Below are 14,417 nucleotides of genomic sequence, written 5' to 3'. Positions count from 1 at the left end.
GATTCAAGCATACCATAGCGCGGCGCGTGCGGGATGGGGTAAAACGCCATCCCGCAGCGGCTGCCGCAAAATTGATTAATCCAGCGTCCACAGGGCTGGCCACTGATCGTTAAGCGCATCGGGTGCCTGCAGGATAGCGACGCTTTCAGCACCCTGCCACGTCGCGAAGCGTTCGATAGCACGCCGGATATCCAGCAAAAATCGCGCCGTAACGCGGGTCTTCTCCTCCAGCCAGATGTTTTTAATCTCCAGCTGTTTTGCCTGACGCAGCATGCGGGCATCCAGCCGCCCTTTTATCTGGCCGCGATGGAGGATGGGCAAAACAAAATAGCCAAATTTGCGTTTTTCCTCCGGCGTATAGCACTCAATACGGTAGTCAAAATTGAACAGTTCCCGCGCACGCTTGCGATCCCAGACCACCGGATCAAACGGCGACAGCAGCGCGCTGTGCGTCGCCTGCAGCGGTGTCTCCAGCAACGGCACGTAGTCACGATGCAGCCACATCTCACCCAGTCCCTCTGTATTGACGGCGACCAGATCGCCCGCAGCCTGGGCGTCAGCGATAAAGTCGTTCACGGGTGCCCGCTTCAGACGATAGTAATCCGCCAGCCAGGCCGCGCGGAAAATCCCTAAGCTGCGGGCGCTGTTCATCAGCATCTGACGGGTCGCCTCCGCTTCACTGATGCCATGTATCGCATCCTGCCAGTCGGGCATCACGCGGCTGCGCAGATCGTAGACGCGCTGAAAATTACGGCGTTCGGTGACCATCAGCTCACCGGCACTGAACAGATTTTCCAGATGACGTTTGTGCGGTTTCCATGCCCACCAGCCTGACTTCGGGTTATCGGCATGGGTAAAATCGGCGGCGCGTACCGGGCCGTTGTCTCTGATCTGCTGCAGTAATTCGGCAATAGCCTGCTGGTGCTCAGCGACCCATTGCGCATTGTATTTCCAGCCCAGACGTTCCGGCGACAGCATGCGATGACGAAGAAGTCGGTAATCGGCACGGGGAATAAAGCAGGCTTCGTGCGCCCAGTACTCAAAGAGTTCGCCCTGTGCCAGAGCCTGTTCCAGCCATGCCTGAGGATAGTTCCCCAGGCGACTGAACAGCACCAGATACGGACTACGGGCCACCACATGAATGGTATCGATTTGCAGCAGCGACATGCGGGAAATGCAGTCAATCAGATCCTGATAAACAGCACGTTTTGCCGGAGTTCGCAGCAGGCCCTGCGCGGCGAGATGAAGGTGGCGTGCTTGCTGTAACGAAAGTGAATGCGTACTGTTCATCCTCTTCCTTATCAGGCTTCACCTGAACGGGGGCGGGTATCAGGAAATATGGCGGCAGAGTTGTTCAATGTCATCCAGTAACGGCGTCACGGCATTACCAGTTAAATGGGCATCGACCGGCAAATACCACCAGTCAGGCTGGGCAAAGTGACGGCATTTCACCGCGTCTTTTTCGGTCATCAGCAGTTGCTGACCCGCCTGGAGTAATCGGGTCAGTTCATCTTTGCTGTAGGCATGATGATCGGCAAAGGCGATCTCTGCGACCGGCGTTATACCCTGCTGTTTCAGCGTGGTGAAAAAACGCGGGGGATGACCAATACCGGCCATGGCGACTACCGCACCCAGTTGCTCCGGCGGGCAGGTTTCACCGGTCAGCAGATTGGTGGCCAGCCCGGGCTGAAGTTGCATGGCAATCTCGTCGGGCTGTGCTTCGCCGCCGTTAATGATCACGGCATCGACCTGCTGCAGACGATCGGCACGTTCACGCATCGGACCGGCAGGCAACCACCAGCCATTACCAAAACGACGGACCCCATCAACCACCACGATCTCGCGATCGCGCTGCAGGGCGTAATGCTGCAGGCCATCATCCGTGATGATCACATCCAGCGAACCCTGTTTCAGTAACGCCTCAATCGCCCGTCGCCGTTGAGGGGCGACCGCGACCGGCGCCCCGGTGCGCTGGGCGATCAATACCGGCTCATCCCCGGCCTGTTCGGTGGGGGTCTGCGCCGTGACCAGCAAGGGATAGTGGTCCGTCTTGCCGCCATATCCTCGGGAGACCACGCCAGCGCGCAGGCCGCGCTGCTGTAATACCTCGACCAGCCAGATGACCACCGGCGTCTTTCCATTCCCGCCGGCAGTCAGGTTACCCACCACCACGACCGGCAGGGGCGCACGCCAGCTTTTACGCCAGCCGCGCCTGTAACTGAAGCGTATCAGGGCCGTGATCGCACCATACAGCAGGCTGAATGGCCATAGCAGCAGCCATAGCGGTGAGCGACCACTCCAGATACGTTCAATCATTGGCCGAATTGCATCTTGTGCAGCTGTGCATAGGCACCGCGTTCTGCTAACAGCACCTGATGCGTACCGCGTTCAACAATCTGGCCATCTTCAATTACCACGATTTCATCCGCTTTCTCGATGGTAGAGAGTCGGTGCGCAATCACCAGCGAGGTACGGTTCTTCTGCAACTCATCCAGTGCAGACTGAATCGCGCGTTCAGACTCGGTATCCAGCGCCGAGGTGGCTTCATCGAGGATCAGGATCGGGCAATCACGTAATAACGCACGGGCAATGGCAATACGCTGACGCTGACCGCCAGATAACAGCACGCCATTCTCGCCAATCATCGTATCCAGGCCCTTATCCATTTTATTGATAAAGTCCATGGCATGCGCCATGGTGGCCGCCTGCTCGATCTCTTCACGACTGTATTGCTCACTGCGGGCATACGCGATGTTATTGGCAATCGTGTCGTTGAAGAGGTGCACATTCTGTGACACCAGCGCCACCTGATTACGCAATGAGCGCAGGCTGTACTCACGCAGATCATGACCGTCCAGCAGGATTTCGCCCTGCTGGATATCATAAAAGCGGGTCAGCAGGCTCGCCATCGTAGACTTACCGGAACCGGAACGGCCCACCAGCGCCACCGTTTTTCCTGCTGGCAGCGACAGATTGATATTACGCAGTGCCGGAATTTCACGGCCTGGGTAGGTAAAGGTGACATCACGGAATTCAATATCCCCTTTAGCACGGGTGATTTCGCGCGTACCGTTATCTACTTCCTGCTCACTATCCAGAATAGAGAACAGTGTCTGACAGGCCGCCATCCCACGCTGGAACTGGGCGTTGACGTTGGTCAGAGACTTAAGCGGGCGCATCAGGGCAATCATCGAGGAGAAGACCACGGTGATGGTACCGGCTGTCAGGGTATCCATGACGCTGGGGAAGCTGGCGGCATAGAGCACAAAAGCCAGTGCCAGCGACGCGATCAGCTGAATAATCGGATCGGAAATGGAGGAGGCTGAAACCAGTTTCATTCCCTGCTGACGCATCCGGTTACTGACGCGGGAAAAGCGCTCCGATTCAATGTCCTGTCCGCCAAAAATCAGCACTTCTTTGTGCCCTTTCAGCATCTGTTCGGCGCTGGTTGTCACCTGCCCCATAGTGTTCTGCATACTTTTGCTGATGGTGCGGAAGCGCTTAGAGACGGTGCGGATAGCAAAGGAGACGATAGGTGCCAGTACAATCAGGATCAGCGACAGCTGCCAGCTGTAGTAGAACATCATGATAAACAGGCCAATAATGGAAGCCCCTTCACGCACTACGGTGACCAGCGCGCCCGAAGAAGAGGAGGCGACCTGCTCAGAATCGTATGTAATGCGTGACAACAGGGTGCCGGTTGACTGCTGGTCGAAAAACGAAACCGGCATGCCCATCATATGGCTGAACAGACGACGGCGGATGTTCATCACGACGTTGCCAGAGACCCAGGAGATGCAGTAGCTGGAGATATAACTGGTGACTCCGCGTACCAGCATCAGGCCAATAACCACTAACGGCAGCCACAGCATCACCGATCTGTCAGCTTTACCAAAACCATCATCCAGTAACGGTTTCAACAGTGAGAGCATTAAGGCGTCGCCCGCAGCATTAATAATCAGGGCGACTGAGGCCGCAATTAATCCCGCTTTATTAGGCGCGATCATCGGCCAGAGTCGGCGAAACGTCTGCCACGTAGAGAGATCTTTATCTTGATGCATTATTTATTCACGCTGTTGGAAATAGCCGGCCATTCTACCTGGATTCGCGTTTGACGCCAAACCACTGATGATACCAACGGGGCATTAATTGTTCCCGCAGGGTAGAAACCTGCGCTCTGCCCTGATTTATTCTGATACTGATTTGTCCTGACTGGCCCGTATCCAGCCAGTGAAAACCGGCCGTTCGATAGTTTTCCAGCACATTTTTCGCGGGCATACGCCATGCATTGTAGCGTGCCAGCGAGGCGATAGCGGTGTGGCCTGCGGCTTTACGCAGCAGCAATGAGGTCGACGACGTCCGGCTGCCGTGGTGCGGGACCTGCAGAATATCGACCTTCAGCCCCTGCTTCTCCAGCGCCACCAGCTGGCGTTCCGCTTTCGCTTCAATGTCACCGGTTAACATCAGACGAACCTGGCCATCATCGACGATCACCACACAGGAGTCATTATTTCCGCCCGGCAGGGGGGCCGTCAGCGGCCAGACCACCCGAAAGTGGAGCTGCCGCCAGCGCCACTGCGTGCCCCGTACGCAGGGTAAGTGTGCCTCATCAGCCAGCGCACTTCTGACTTCAACCGCTGGCCAGCGTTGAGTAATCGCCGCCAGCCCGCCAGTATGATCCAGATGTTTATGACTCAGGATGACCTGTTTTAACCGTAGCTGCCGGCGCTCCAGCCACGGAATGATCACCCGACTCCCCGCATTATCGTTCTGCCAGCGCGGGCCGGTGTCATACATCACCGCCTCGTCGCCCTGGCTGATCACCAGACTCAGACCGTGCCCGATATCCAGCATATCGATGCGCCAGCCCTGCTCCTGATTTGGCTGGCGACTCAGTATCATCGCCAGCGCTAAGGCGCAGCTGCTTAGTGGCAGAGAGAAGAAGAGCTGCGCACGCCAGAGAATCAGGCCGCCCCATACCATAACCGTAAACCAGGTTGTGCCACTCAGCGGCCACCAGCCTGGTGGCAGCAACGTCAGGCAATGAAACAGTGCACGTAAAGAGAGATCGGCCGCTCCCCAGAAGAAGCCAGATAAATTCGCCACCGGCAGCAGCAGGGCGAGCGTCACCAGAGGCATGGTAATAAACGAGACGACCGGAATCGCGACAACATTCGCCGCCAGCGCAGTCAGGCTGATGCCGTTGAAAATCGCCACCTGCAACGGCACCATTAAAATCATCATGCCCACCTGTAAATGCAGCAGCTGTACCGGAATCCAGCGCCGTTGCTGACGGAACGCCGCAGGCAGCGGGAACCAGTGATACCAGACCAGCAGCATGCCCACAGCCAGTACCGAGAGCCAGAAGCTGTCAGAGAGCACGGTCAGCGGGTCGGTTACCAGCAGCAACGCAATACAGAACGTCCAGACCTGCCAGCTATTCAGCTGAACTCCCGCAAACCGTGTTATTGCCCATAGCGTCAGGGCAAGCAGTGAACGCTCGGCGGGAGGCTGTGCACCGGAAAGCCAGGTATAGATTGCAGCAAACAGCCAGCTCACGATGAGAGGAAAAACATAGCTGATATAACGGGCTGGCAAGATAAATTGCACCCCACGCGCAATCATCCAGCCGGTGCTGGCGGCCAGGGCGATATGCATGCCCGATATCGCCATCAGATGCGCGGTACCGGTATCCCGCAGTAGCTGACGCGTCTGCTGGCTCATCTCATCCCGAATGCCAAAAGCCAGTGCCTCCAGCGTTGCACGTGCAGGCATTGCACGGGTCCTGTCACGATGCCATAAAATAAATCGCCAGCGGCTATCACAGCGATCGCTTACCGCAGTCTGCTTAAGAATTCGTCCCTGAAGCGGCGTATTATTAGCCAGTGCAAAACGCTGCGCATCGAAATCACCCTCATTAAGGCGGGCATGTACCGGTCGCAGACGCAGTTGCATCGTCCAGCGTTGTCCTGGACAGTAGATCTGCGGATCAGCATCAAACCAGATCCAGGCAAAGCGAGGCGGAAAAATCATCCTGCCCTCCTCTTTCAGCACACGAACCCGGATTTGCTTCCGCTCTTTCCGCAGTTCACTGATCTGAAGGGTGTAGGTGGCAGGACGCGCCGAGAACTTTTCGATATCCCGCACCATCAGACGGGCGTCGTTACAGGCCCATGCCAGCAACAGCAGAGTAATACCGGCCAGACGGACGGGTTGGTAAGGGCAATGCAGCAGAGCCAGTCCTGTGAGGAGGAAGCCCCCCATCACCTCACCGGAAGGCAGCCGGGCCATCAGCATTAGCGGTAACGTTGCAACGATCGCCAGTCGCGCCAGAACGGTCCATGTCAGCATAATCGTATCCATTGATTCAGTTCGATTATTCTGGGCAAAGGAGGTAAAAGTAACAGCGGATGATCAGGCAGGCTGGAGCGGTCTCACAAAGAGAGTGCGGTGTTGCAGTGTTGATGACAGCAATCCGGATGTCAGATCTGAGCCTGAATCGCAGGCAAAAAAAAACGACATCCGGAGATGTCGTTTATCTGGTTCGGTATCGGCTTAGCCGTAGATATTTGCGCGATCGCGCAGCTCTTTGCCTGGCTTAAAGTGGGGAACGTATTTGCCTTCCAGATCCACTTTGTCACCCGTTTTCGGGTTACGTCCAGTACGCGGAGCGCGATAGTGCAAAGAAAAGCTGCCGAATCCCCGGATTTCGATGCGTTCGCCCTGTGCCAGCGTAGTGGCCATGTGCTCAAGCATCTCTTTTACTGCATCCTCAACGACTTTCGCCGGTATATGAGTATGCTGTCCCGCCAGTCTTTCGATCAGTTCTGACTTGGTCATGTAACCTCCGGTTTATCCCTATGGGAATGTATGACAGCTTTTACCGAAACCGGGTGGTTGCCCACCCGGTGCTTCAGGCCGATTACTCGCCTTTAGCCGCTTTGAACGCTTCAGCCATAGCGCTAGAGAAATTGCCTTCTTCCTGTTTGGTGTTAACAGTATTGATAGCTTCTTTCTCATCAGCCTGGTCTTTCGCACGGACAGACAGGCTTACGACACGGTTTTTACGATCAACGCCGGTGAACTTAGCTTCAACGTCGTCGCCAACGTTCAGAACCAGAGTTGCATCTTCAATGCGGTCCAGTGAAGCTTCAGAAGCGCGCAGGTAACCCTCAACGCCGTCTGCTAATTCAACTGTAGCACCTTTAGCATCAACTGCAGTCACTTTACCGGTGACGATGGCACCTTTCTTGTTCAAAGTGATGTAGTTGTTGAACGGATCTTCTGCCAGCTGTTTAACGCCCAGAGAGATACGCTCGCGCTCTGCATCAACCTGCAGTACAACGGCAGCGATTTCGTCGCCTTTTTTGTACTCACGAACGGCTTCTTCGCCAGTCGCGTTCCAGGAGATGTCAGACAGGTGAACCAGACCGTCGATGCCGCCATCCAGGCCGATGAAGATACCGAAGTCAGTGATTGACTTGATTTTACCTTCAACACGATCGCCTTTGTTGTGCGTCTCAGCGAACAGCTGCCATGGGTTAGATTTACACTGCTTCAGACCCAGGGAGATACGACGACGCTCTTCGTCAATGTCCAGAACCATAACTTCAACCACGTCGCCTACGTTAACAACTTTAGACGGATGGATGTTTTTGTTGGTCCAGTCCATTTCAGACACGTGTACCAGACCTTCAACGCCTTCTTCGATTTCCACGAAGCAGCCGTAATCAGTCAGGTTGGTAACACGACCGGTCAGGCGGGTGCCTTCCGGATAGCGTTTAGCGATAGCAACCCATGGATCTTCGCCCAGCTGCTTCAGACCCAGAGAAACACGGGTACGCTCGCGGTCGAACTTCAGCACCTTAACGGTGATTTCGTCGCCCACGTTGACGATTTCGCTTGGATGCTTAACGCGTTTCCATGCCATGTCAGTGATGTGCAGCAGGCCGTCAACGCCGCCCAGATCAACGAATGCACCGTAGTCAGTCAGGTTCTTAACGATACCTTTGACTTCCATGCCTTCCTGCAGGTTTTCCAGCAGCTGATCGCGCTCTGCGCTGTTTTCGGATTCGATAACCGCACGACGTGAAACCACGACGTTGTTGCGTTTCTGATCCAGCTTGATCACTTTGAATTCAAGCTCTTTGCCTTCCAGGTGCAGCGTATCGCGCACCGGACGCACATCTACCAGTGAACCTGGCAGGAACGCACGGATACCGTTGAGCTCAACTGTGAAGCCGCCTTTAACTTTGCCGTTGATAACACCGGTAACAGTTTCAGCGTCTTCGTAAGCTTTCTCCAGCGTGATCCATGCTTCATGGCGCTTAGCTTTCTCACGGGACAGCAGGGTTTCACCGAAGCCGTCTTCCACTGCATCCAGAGCAACATCAACTTCGTCGCCTACCTGGATTTCCAGTTCGCCGGCTGCGTTCTTGAACTGCTCTGCAGGAATTGCAGATTCAGATTTCAGACCCGCATCAACCAGAACGACATCTTTGTCGATAGAAACGACGATGCCACGAACGATAGAACCCGGGCGGGTTTCGATTGTTTTTAAGGATTCTTCAAATAGTTGAGCAAAAGATTCAGTCATATTGATAATCTTCAGGATTCTTCAATTTAACGTCCATCTGACTTCATGTCGGATGGGGTTGTTTCACATGCCCGGCACCGGATCCATGGTACAGGGTGGTAGATTCAGTTAAGCCGTAATACCCAGCTTCTCGCGGGCATATTGTAGCGCTTTTTCAATGACCTGGTCGATAGACATCTCGGTAGAGTCCAGAACCAGTGCATCGCCAGCGGCTACTAAAGGCGCAATTGCGCGATTACGATCGCGGTCGTCGCGTTCTTTTATCTCGGCTAAAAGGCGGTCAAAGTTAACATTAAAGCCATTATCCTGCAACTGTAGCATACGGCGCTGAGCACGCTCTTCCGGGCTGGCATCAAGGAAAATTTTCACTGGCGCATCCGGAAAAACCACGGTGCCCATATCACGGCCATCAGCAATCAGGCCCGGCATCTCGCGGAAACCGCGCTGGCGGCGCAATAATGCTTCGCGTACCCGGGGAAAAGCGGCAACACGAGAAGCGGTGTTGCTGACCTCCTGAGTACGGATTTCACCGGTGACATCTTCACCTTCAAGTATGACCTGCATTTCACCATTTTGTGACACAAAGCGCACATCCAGGTGAGCGGCAATCGGCACCAGCGCTTCTTCAGATTCAATCTCCACCTGATGATGCAATGCGGCCAACGCCAGCACGCGATAAATAGCACCGGAGTCCAGCAGATGCCACTGCAGCGATTCCGCCATCGCTTTGCACAGGGTTCCCTTTCCCGCTCCACTTGGCCCATCAATAGTTATGACCGGGGCAGTTACTGTCATTATTCCCTCCTGTTGCTGCGTGCTTCCTGACCTTTCGGTCACCATTAATGACTAGCATTATACGCTGCATAGCACGGCTTGGTTACCCTTTAGCACTGATCAGGTTCGTAATCTTAGTCAATTCAGAGGATCTCTGGCCTGTTACAGCCAGATAAAATCAGGGGAGTTCCGGTGCGAACCGCACCGGAAAGGGAGATATCAGGCGCTCTGGCTGATTTTAGCCAGTTGAACGAAATAGTCCGGGAAGGTTTTTGCAGTACAGCCAGGATCGAGAATGGTCACCGGGGTATCAGAAAGAGCAACCAGAGAGAAACACATCGCCATGCGGTGGTCATTGTAGGTGCCAATATCCGCATGAATCAGCGTCGCTGGCGGCGTAATGCGGATGTAGTCATGACCCTCTTCGACTTCTGCCCCGACTTTACGCAGCTCTGTGGCCATTGCGCTCAGTCGATCGGTCTCTTTTACCCGCCAGTTATAAATATTGCGTAACCGGGTGGTGCCCTCTGCAAATAGCGCCGTAGTCGCGATGGTCATTGCAGCATCCGGAATATGGTTCATGTCCATATCGATGGCCTGCAGTTTTCCGGCCGTACAGGCAATGTAATCATCGCCCCACTCAATCGTCGCGCCCATCTTTTCCAGCACGTCAGCAAACCGGATGTCACCCTGCACACTCTGGCGTCCAATCCCGGTGACGCGAACCGTGCCGCCTTTAATGGCGGCAGCGGCCAGGAAATAGGAAGCGGAAGAGGCATCGCCTTCAACCAGGTAATCACCCGGCGACTGATACTCTTGCTGTCCCTTGATCAGGAAGCGTTGATAGTTCTGATTCTCAACCTCGACGCCAAAGCACTGCATCAGATTGAGGGTAATATCGATGTAAGGTTTCGACACCAAATCACCTTTGATGGTGATGCAGGTATCCTGCTGTGCCAGCGGCGCGGTCATCAGCAGCGCGGTCAGGAACTGGCTGGAAACGCTGCCATCCACACTGACTTCACCCCCGGTAAAACCACCGCGTAAACGCAGCGGCGGATAGTTTTCGTTTTCCAGGTACTCAATGGTTGCTCCGCCCTGACGAAGTGCGTCAACCAGATGCCCGATTGGACGCTCTTTCATGCGGGGTTCGCCGGTCAGTTCGATATCGTGCTGGCCCAGACAAAGCGCCGCGGCCAGCGGACGCATTGCGGTTCCTGCATTGCCCAGAAACAGTGACAGCGGTTGAGATGCGTGCAGTGGCCCGGCATTTCCCGTCACTTCACACAGGGTGCGATCGCTGGAAAGCGTATAGCTTACACCAAGCGCGGTCAGCGCATTCAGCATGTGCTTAACGTCGTCGCTGTCGAGCAGGTTGGTAAGACGGGTTGTACCTTTAGCCAGAGCAGCCAGCAGCAATGCACGATTGGAAACGCTCTTTGAGCCGGGCAGATTTACCGTGCCGTTGACGCGCGCAATCGGTTGGAGAGTCAGGGAGTCCTGCATGTGAAACGAAATCCTCAAAAAATACAGAGACCTCGCCGTGTGACGAGGTCTGGCATCAGCATCAATGCTGATATCTTAATAATCAGCCGTGACGGCGTTCAAAATCGACCATGAAATCGGTCAGGGCCTTCACACCTTCCAGCGGCATCGCATTATAAATAGAGGCGCGCATACCGCCTACTACACGATGGCCTTTAAGCGCGTGTAATCCCGCCTTAAACGACTCCTCCAGGAACAGCGCATCGAGTGAAGCATCGGCCAGCTGGAAAGGGATGTTCATGCGTGAGCGGTTTTCTGTTGCCACATCATTACGATAGAAGCCACTGTGATCGATTACGCCATAAAGCAGGTCAGATTTTGCCTGATTGATACGATCAATTTCAGCGACACCGCCCTTCTCTTTCAGCCATTTAAACACCAGCCCTGAGAGATACCACGCAAAAGTCGGCGGGGTGTTAAACATCGAATCGTTATCGGCCAGCACTTTGTAATCGAGGATTGAGGGCACAGAGGCGTGCGCCTGACCCAGCAGATCTTCGCGAACGACAACCAGCGTTAATCCGGCCGGGCCCACATTTTTCTGCGCACCCGCATAAATCACACCGTAACGACTCACATCGATAGGGCGTGACAGAATGGTGGATGAGAAATCAGCAACAACGGTTTTACTGCCAAAGTCGGGCTGTTCGTCAATCGCGATGCCATCAATGGTTTCATTCGGGCAGAAATGCAGGTAAGCGGACGTCTCACTCACCTCCCATTCGCTCATCGGCAGGATGGCTCGTTTACCGTCGCGCGTAGTTTTGACATCCAGCGTGCGTGGGGAACAATACTTTTCCGCTTCTTTTATTGCGCTATGCGCCCAGTAACCGCCATCAACATAGTCGGCACTGGTCGCTTTACCCAGCAGATTTCCCGGTACGGCAGCGAACTGCGCACGCGCCCCACCATGACAGAATAAAACTTTGTAATTCGACGGTATTTTTAGCAGATCACGGAAGTCCTGCTCCGCTTCTTCAGCCACCTGAATAAACTCTTTACTGCGGTGACTGATCTCCATTACAGAGGTACCCAGACCGCGCCAGTTCGTCAGTTCCTGTTCTGCACGACGAAGCACTTCAACCGGTAGCATCGCCGGGCCAGAGCTAAAATTATAAACTTGCGTCATTTCCCCTCACCACTGTCATATCGAACGGTTATGAATAACCATCCGGTTTTATCACTGCATTCTGATAGCTGCAATCATAAATCAGGGAGCGGTCACATTTTCTGAATCCGGCTCGCCGGAGGTTATGTTACCAATGCAAATCTGCGCGGAATTTTGTGAGGCTTTATCCAGCGCCATTAATCCGCGTTTGGCCTGAGAGCAGAAGTGATGAAAAGTAAGCCGGTAAAGTAAGCCGGTAAAAATGTCCCGCCCTGATAGCGGTCTGTTAGCAAAATCCGTATCATTGCGCGCTTTACGCACCCTATGACAACTGAGAGAGCGGCACTATGACGCAAACATTTATCCCGGGCAAAGATGCCGCACTGGAAGACTCCATTGCGCGTTTCCAGAACAAGCTGCAGGATCTTGGCTTTAACATTGAAGAAGCATCCTGGCTGAATCCTGTCCCCCATGTCTGGTCAGTGCATATCCGCGACCGCGATTGCCCGCTCTGTTTTACCAACGGCAAGGGCGCCAGTAAAAAAGCGGCGCTGGCCTCCGCGCTTGGCGAGTATTTCGAGCGTCTCTCAACTAACTATTTTTTTGCTGACTTCTGGCTGGGAAAAAAGATCGCTAACGGCGATTTTGTTCACTATCCCAATGAAAAATGGTTTGCATTACCTGATGATGAGTCATTACCTGAAGGTATTCTGGATCCACGCCTGCGCGCATTTTACGATCCCGATAATGCACTGACGGCTTCCGGCCTGATTGATCTGCAGTCCGGGAATACTGAACGTGGTATCTGCGCCCTGCCCTTTACCCGTCAGTCCGACCAGCAGACTGTCTATATCCCGATGAATATTATCGGCAACCTCTATGTCTCAAACGGCATGTCGGCAGGTAATACCGCGAACGAAGCGCGTGTTCAGGGGCTGTCTGAAGTGTTTGAGCGCTATATTAAAAACCGCATTATTGCTGAAGCGATCAGCCTGCCTGCGATTCCAGATGACGTGATGCAGCGTTATCCTGAGGTGATCGAAGCCATTGCACGTCTTGAAGCGGAAGGCTTCCCGATTTTCGCTTATGACGCCTCTCTCGGCGGTAAATATCCGGTTATCTGCGTGGTGCTGTTTAACCCAACCAACGGAACCTGTTTTGCCTCATTTGGTGCTCACCCTGATTTCGGTGTGGCGCTGGAGCGTACCGTTACCGAGTTGCTGCAGGGCCGAAGCCTCAAAGATCTGGATGTGTTTACTCCACCGACCTTTGATGACGAAGAAGTGGCTGAGCATGCCAACCTTGAAACACACTTCATCGATTCAAGCGGCCTGATCTCCTGGGATCTGTTTAAAGAAACTGCGGATTATCCTTTTGTCGACTGGTCATTCGCGGGCAGCACCGAACAGGAATTCGCCACGCTGATGGCAATCTTCGCCTCGGAAGATAAGGAAGTCTATATTGCAGACTACGAGCATCTGGGTGTCTATGCCTGCCGCATCATCGTGCCAGGCATGTCTGATATCTATCCGGCAGAAGATCTGTTCCTGGCGAACAACAGCATGGGAGCGGGCATGCGTGAAACCCTGCTGGCCCTGCCTGACAGCAACTGGAATCCGGAAGAGTATCTGGATCTGATTGGACAGCTTGATGATGAAGGCTTTGATGACTTCACCCGCGTTCGTGAGCTGCTGGGTCTGGCGACCGGTAAAGACAATGGCTGGTACACGCTGCGTGTTGGCGAATTAAAAGCGATGCTGGCGCTGGCGGGCGGCGATCTGGATCAGGCATTGATCTGGACAGAATGGACGATGGAGTTTAACAGCTCAATCTTTACGCCAGAGCGCGCTAACTACTATCGTTGCCTGCAGACCCTGCTGTTACTGGCTATGGAAGATGAGCGTGATCCGTTGCAGTATCATCACGCTTTCCTGCGGATGTATGGTGAGAGCGCAATGGAAGCAGCCTCCGCCGCGATCAGTGGTGAGAATCCGTTTAATGGCCTTCAGGCTGTTGATGATGAGCTGCAGGCCTTCCCTGCCCATCAGTCTCTGCTTGCCGCCTACGAAAAACTGCAAAACGCCAAACGTCACTACTGGAAAAACGCGTAAGCCATAACGCGTCAGACTGAAAGCAGACGGTTAAACATGGCACTGGATTTATCTGGTGCCATCCTTCCCCACTTTCTCTATGAAACATTAGCTACTTTAAATTCCTTCCCATTACATCACATCATTTTAATTAACATATAAGCCATTAATTAATAACACAGCCTGAACTAAAAAAGTGGCGCATCACTTTATATTAAAATATTTTTGTATTTTTAAAATAAATTTATTTGTCTATATTCAGCTAGTTAACTCATTATTTTCTCATTAATTTGCGACCAGTGGG

Annotated in this window: 10 protein-coding genes; 1 reads left to right on the top strand and 9 read right to left on the bottom strand. The window is 53.8% G+C overall.

What is annotated here, in order from left to right; translation table 11 throughout:
* Positions 1-75: 75 nt before the first annotated feature.
* The 9 genes from LC417_RS07700 to serC all read right to left on the bottom strand — a co-directional run bounded on the left by LC417_RS07700 (position 76) and on the right by serC (position 12,044).
* Positions 76-1,290 carry a winged helix-turn-helix domain-containing protein gene (locus tag LC417_RS07700; RefSeq protein WP_191917171.1) on the bottom strand — a complete coding sequence of 405 codons (1,215 nt, stop codon included), beginning with the start codon at positions 1,288-1,290 and terminating at the stop codon, positions 76-78.
* Positions 1,291-1,329: 39 nt separating this feature from the next.
* The gene (gene lpxK / locus LC417_RS07695) at positions 1,330-2,316 is read right to left on the bottom strand and encodes a tetraacyldisaccharide 4'-kinase (protein WP_223565674.1); all 987 of its coding nucleotides are present in this window, start codon (positions 2,314-2,316) and stop codon (positions 1,330-1,332) included.
* Positions 2,313-4,061 carry a lipid A ABC transporter ATP-binding protein/permease MsbA gene (msbA, locus tag LC417_RS07690; RefSeq protein WP_010669759.1) on the bottom strand — a complete coding sequence of 583 codons (1,749 nt, stop codon included), beginning with the start codon at positions 4,059-4,061 and terminating at the stop codon, positions 2,313-2,315. The genes lpxK and msbA overlap by 4 nt, the downstream gene beginning before the upstream one ends.
* Positions 4,062-4,095: 34 nt before the next feature.
* Positions 4,096-6,351, bottom strand: coding sequence for a DNA internalization-related competence protein ComEC/Rec2 (locus LC417_RS07685; protein WP_223565673.1), 2,256 nt, complete (start codon positions 6,349-6,351; stop codon positions 4,096-4,098).
* Between the two features lie 204 nt (positions 6,352-6,555).
* A complete protein-coding gene (ihfB, locus tag LC417_RS07680) occupies positions 6,556-6,840 on the bottom strand; it encodes an integration host factor subunit beta (RefSeq protein WP_003849360.1) in 285 nt (94 codons plus the stop codon).
* An 82-nt stretch (positions 6,841-6,922) separates the two neighbouring features.
* On the bottom strand, positions 6,923-8,596 hold the full coding sequence (rpsA, locus tag LC417_RS07675; protein ID WP_003849352.1) for a 30S ribosomal protein S1: 1,674 nt from the start codon (positions 8,594-8,596) through the stop codon (positions 6,923-6,925).
* A 108-nt stretch (positions 8,597-8,704) separates the two neighbouring features.
* The gene (gene cmk, locus LC417_RS07670; RefSeq protein WP_010254946.1) at positions 8,705-9,391 is read right to left on the bottom strand and encodes a (d)CMP kinase; all 687 of its coding nucleotides are present in this window, start codon (positions 9,389-9,391) and stop codon (positions 8,705-8,707) included.
* Between the two features lie 198 nt (positions 9,392-9,589).
* Positions 9,590-10,876, bottom strand: coding sequence for a 3-phosphoshikimate 1-carboxyvinyltransferase (gene aroA, locus LC417_RS07665; protein ID WP_060679863.1), 1,287 nt, complete (start codon positions 10,874-10,876; stop codon positions 9,590-9,592).
* 82 nt (positions 10,877-10,958) lie between these two features.
* Positions 10,959-12,044 (bottom strand): 3-phosphoserine/phosphohydroxythreonine transaminase, encoded by a 1,086-nt coding sequence (gene serC / locus LC417_RS07660; RefSeq protein WP_010669757.1) that lies wholly within the window; start codon positions 12,042-12,044, stop codon positions 10,959-10,961.
* A gap of 326 nt (positions 12,045-12,370) precedes the next feature.
* Here serC and ycaO point away from each other — a divergent pair, with 326 nt between their 5' ends.
* Complete coding sequence (gene ycaO, locus LC417_RS07655; protein WP_033771267.1) at positions 12,371-14,134, top strand: 30S ribosomal protein S12 methylthiotransferase accessory factor YcaO; 1,764 nt, start codon at positions 12,371-12,373, stop codon at positions 14,132-14,134.
* Positions 14,135-14,417: the final 283 nt, after the last annotated feature.

Source organism: Pantoea sp. OVA07A (genome assembly GCF_019969975.1).
Lineage (GTDB): Bacteria > Pseudomonadota > Gammaproteobacteria > Enterobacterales > Enterobacteriaceae > Pantoea > Pantoea agglomerans.
The sequence above is the reverse complement of the archived record's forward strand: the minus strand, read 5'-3'. Positions and strand labels throughout refer to the sequence as shown.

What these genes read in the sequence shown, in the direction of transcription:
- LC417_RS07700 (WP_191917171.1), bottom strand. Translation starts at nt 1,290, where the DNA reads ATGAACAGTACGCATTCACTTTCGTTACAGCAAGCACGCCACCTTCAT.
- lpxK (WP_223565674.1), bottom strand. Translation starts at nt 2,316, where the DNA reads ATGATTGAACGTATCTGGAGTGGTCGCTCACCGCTATGGCTGCTGCTA.
- msbA (WP_010669759.1), bottom strand. Translation starts at nt 4,061, where the DNA reads ATGCATCAAGATAAAGATCTCTCTACGTGGCAGACGTTTCGCCGACTC.
- LC417_RS07685 (WP_223565673.1), bottom strand. Translation starts at nt 6,351, where the DNA reads ATGCTGACATGGACCGTTCTGGCGCGACTGGCGATCGTTGCAACGTTA.
- ihfB (WP_003849360.1), bottom strand. Translation starts at nt 6,840, where the DNA reads ATGACCAAGTCAGAACTGATCGAAAGACTGGCGGGACAGCATACTCAT.
- rpsA (WP_003849352.1), bottom strand. Translation starts at nt 8,596, where the DNA reads ATGACTGAATCTTTTGCTCAACTATTTGAAGAATCCTTAAAAACAATC.
- cmk (WP_010254946.1), bottom strand. Translation starts at nt 9,391, where the DNA reads ATGACAGTAACTGCCCCGGTCATAACTATTGATGGGCCAAGTGGAGCG.
- aroA (WP_060679863.1), bottom strand. Translation starts at nt 10,876, where the DNA reads ATGCAGGACTCCCTGACTCTCCAACCGATTGCGCGCGTCAACGGCACG.
- serC (WP_010669757.1), bottom strand. Translation starts at nt 12,044, where the DNA reads ATGACGCAAGTTTATAATTTTAGCTCTGGCCCGGCGATGCTACCGGTT.
- ycaO (WP_033771267.1), top strand. Translation starts at nt 12,371, where the DNA reads ATGACGCAAACATTTATCCCGGGCAAAGATGCCGCACTGGAAGACTCC.